Origin of the sequence: Allorhodopirellula heiligendammensis, assembly GCF_007860105.1 — a bacterium.
In the GTDB taxonomy this organism is placed as follows: Bacteria; Planctomycetota; Planctomycetia; order Pirellulales; family Pirellulaceae; genus Rhodopirellula; species Rhodopirellula heiligendammensis.
The window spans coordinates 1-2,465 of record NZ_SJPU01000030.1; the positions used below are offsets into that span (position 1 = coordinate 1).

3 protein-coding genes are annotated in these 2,465 nt (G+C 53.5%); all 3 read left to right on the forward strand.

The genetic code is table 11. From position 1 onward, the window contains the following. Positions 1 to 155 precede the first annotated feature (155 nt). The 3 genes from Poly21_RS26795 to Poly21_RS26805 all read left to right on the forward strand — a co-directional run bounded on the left by Poly21_RS26795 (position 156) and on the right by Poly21_RS26805 (position 1,674). Complete coding sequence (locus Poly21_RS26795; RefSeq protein ID WP_146410132.1) at positions 156 to 755, forward strand: hypothetical protein; 600 nt, start codon at positions 156 to 158, stop codon at positions 753 to 755. A gap of 213 nt (positions 756 to 968) precedes the next feature. Further along, complete coding sequence (locus tag Poly21_RS26800) at positions 969 to 1,451, forward strand: type II toxin-antitoxin system VapC family toxin (protein WP_146410133.1); 483 nt, start codon at positions 969 to 971, stop codon at positions 1,449 to 1,451. Further along, on the forward strand, positions 1,441 to 1,674 hold the full coding sequence (locus Poly21_RS26805) for a hypothetical protein (RefSeq protein ID WP_146410134.1): 234 nt from the start codon (positions 1,441 to 1,443) through the stop codon (positions 1,672 to 1,674). The genes Poly21_RS26800 and Poly21_RS26805 overlap by 11 nt, the downstream gene beginning before the upstream one ends. The last annotated feature ends 791 nt before the right edge of the window (positions 1,675 to 2,465 follow it).

The window sequence follows — 2,465 nt, forward strand, 5'->3', positions numbered from 1 at the left end:
CCCACGTGTACTACGCTACACTAAACGACTCGTAACAATGCAATGATGACGGAGCGGCGTTGGTCGCCGTTGGCTCAGTGGTTGAGTCGCTCGCCGCCGCCCGCATATCGCCGCCGTTCCCCGACTGATTAAATCCTCGTTTTGCATCCAACTGAATGAAACGTTTCCTGAGATTTTCGGTGCGCAGTATATTGCTTGCTACGTTAGTGATCGCAGTCGCATTCGGCTTTGCTGCCAACCGATATCGCAAGATCAAAGCGGCCAATGTCGCAATTCGGGATGCTGGCGGAAAATGCGGGATCAGCGTTGACGGTCCGCAGTGGTTACGGCAAATCGTGCAAGACGATGATTACTTCACAAACGTTGCCAGCATTTCCATCCATCGGACGCGCACGTTTGGCGATCCACATTTCAACAACGAGCGACTCTCAGAGCTTATTCCACACATCAATCAGTTTTCTGAGTTTTCGACCCTAAGCCTTCGATCCGACGTCACGGACGATGGCCTAAGTTTGCTCGCAGACCTGCCTAGGCTCCGGAATCTAGACATCTGTTCGCCGTCGGTCACAGACGCTGGCATTGCCAATCTTCACGAACTCACCGAGCTTCGCTCCCTTCTTGTTGGACGTGGGATTAGTGAGCATGCGCTCGATGAACTCCAGTCGGCGCTCCCGAAACTCAAGATCCGACGGTTCGTGAAAACCAACGGAAAGACAAGCCTTGTGCAATACGTCCCTATCAATCCAATGCAGTAGTTGTCGGCTACTTCGGGTTATATCGCACACGACACCCCGTAGGTCGGGGGGCGATGAAGATGCTGTTGGAGCTCAGTGTGCCAGTGTTCTTTTGCCCAAGCAATAAACGATTGCGTTGCGGGCAAACGGAACCAACGTGTTTCCCGACGCTTCGTGATTGCTCTTGGGTCCGATCGTGCTGACATCCGACGTCATCCGCGATAGAATACCGACATGTACAGCGTCTATCTTGAAACAACCGTTGTTGGTCACATCGCTGGTCGTCTTCATCCAGACGCCGTAGTCAACGCACGACAGATCGTAACTCGCCACTGGTGGGACACAGCGAAGGACCGTTACTGTTTGTACGCATCAAATTTGGTGCTTGCCGAGTGCGGTGCCGGTGACTCCGATGCCGGCAACGAGCGACTCGAGATACTCCAAAACGTTGAACTACTTGAAATTGACACTGAGACTGGTGCGTTGGCCTCCTCACTACTTGCAAATCATGCGGTGCCAGCCACCGAACCACGGGACGCGACCCATATAGCCGTTGCTGCCATTAACGGGATTGATTTCTTGGCTACGTGGAACTTCAAGCATATAATGAATCCATCGACTCAACACTTGATTGATGCGGTTTGTCGCGACGCCGGATACGAACCTGCTACGATCTGCACGCCCGAACAGATGCTGGAGGCTTATAGTGATTCTTGACCCAACCGAAGAAATCAAATCGATTCGTCACCGACTAGGTGCGGAAATGGATTTCGATCTTGACCGTATAATCGCCGATGTACAACAGCGTCAGAAAGACTCCGGTCGCATCTATACCCGATTGCCCAAGCGAGAACCGCGGGGAACAATCCGATGCAACGGAGCGGCGGAATCAAGCGAACTCGCAGTGGAGGATCTCTCGCCGCCGCCCGCTGATCGGTGACGACTATGAAGTCCAAGGTTTGACAAGTGGTGTTGGGTTGTTTTTTGTCTTACTTCATTGTTTTTCCGCTGGTGGAGGTGAGGTGCCGTTTGCCGGAGGCTTTTTTCGGTCGCTCGCCCGTAAGTGGCGACCGAAAAAAGGCGCAGGTGAATGGCACCGGTTTCCATCTCGGTTGATGTCGATCACGGATTCATCAACGCCGTAGGACGCGAACAAGTAAGGAGCTGGATTAAACGACTATTCGAGGTGTGAACGCTCTGATTCCTAATGGGCCAACACGCTTCGTGCTGGCGGCGTCCCCTCAGTTATCCTTGCACGGTTCCAGCCACTTGATTCGGACTGGATCGTGGTTCGGCGAGCACTTGCCTGGAGGCTTCAATGAGCAGCAAGTGGTCTTCCTTCGGTACGGCACATTCTTTAGGGCGATGTGTCGGATAGTTCTAGCGATCCTTTGCAAAGGATCGATCCTAGATCGAACGGTCCGCATCAACTTGGGTCGGTGCTCAGTACGGAGGGTAGGTCTGTTCCTTGGTGGTTCGTGTCGTGGGCTGGCAGCGGGCTCCTGAGGTGATCGGTGTGATATTGATGGGGGAGAGTTGACGACAGAGTTTCGAGGAGTGAAGGGAAGATAAAGGGTCAGCAGGTCCGATTCGTTACGCCGATGTCGAAGCATCAGGCAGCCGATACAGGTTGACCTGGTGACCGGAAGATGAAAATGGCGAGCAAGGCCGATTCGTTACGCCGATGTCGGAGCATCAGTCACGCGATACTGGCTTTCTTGCTCGCCGTGG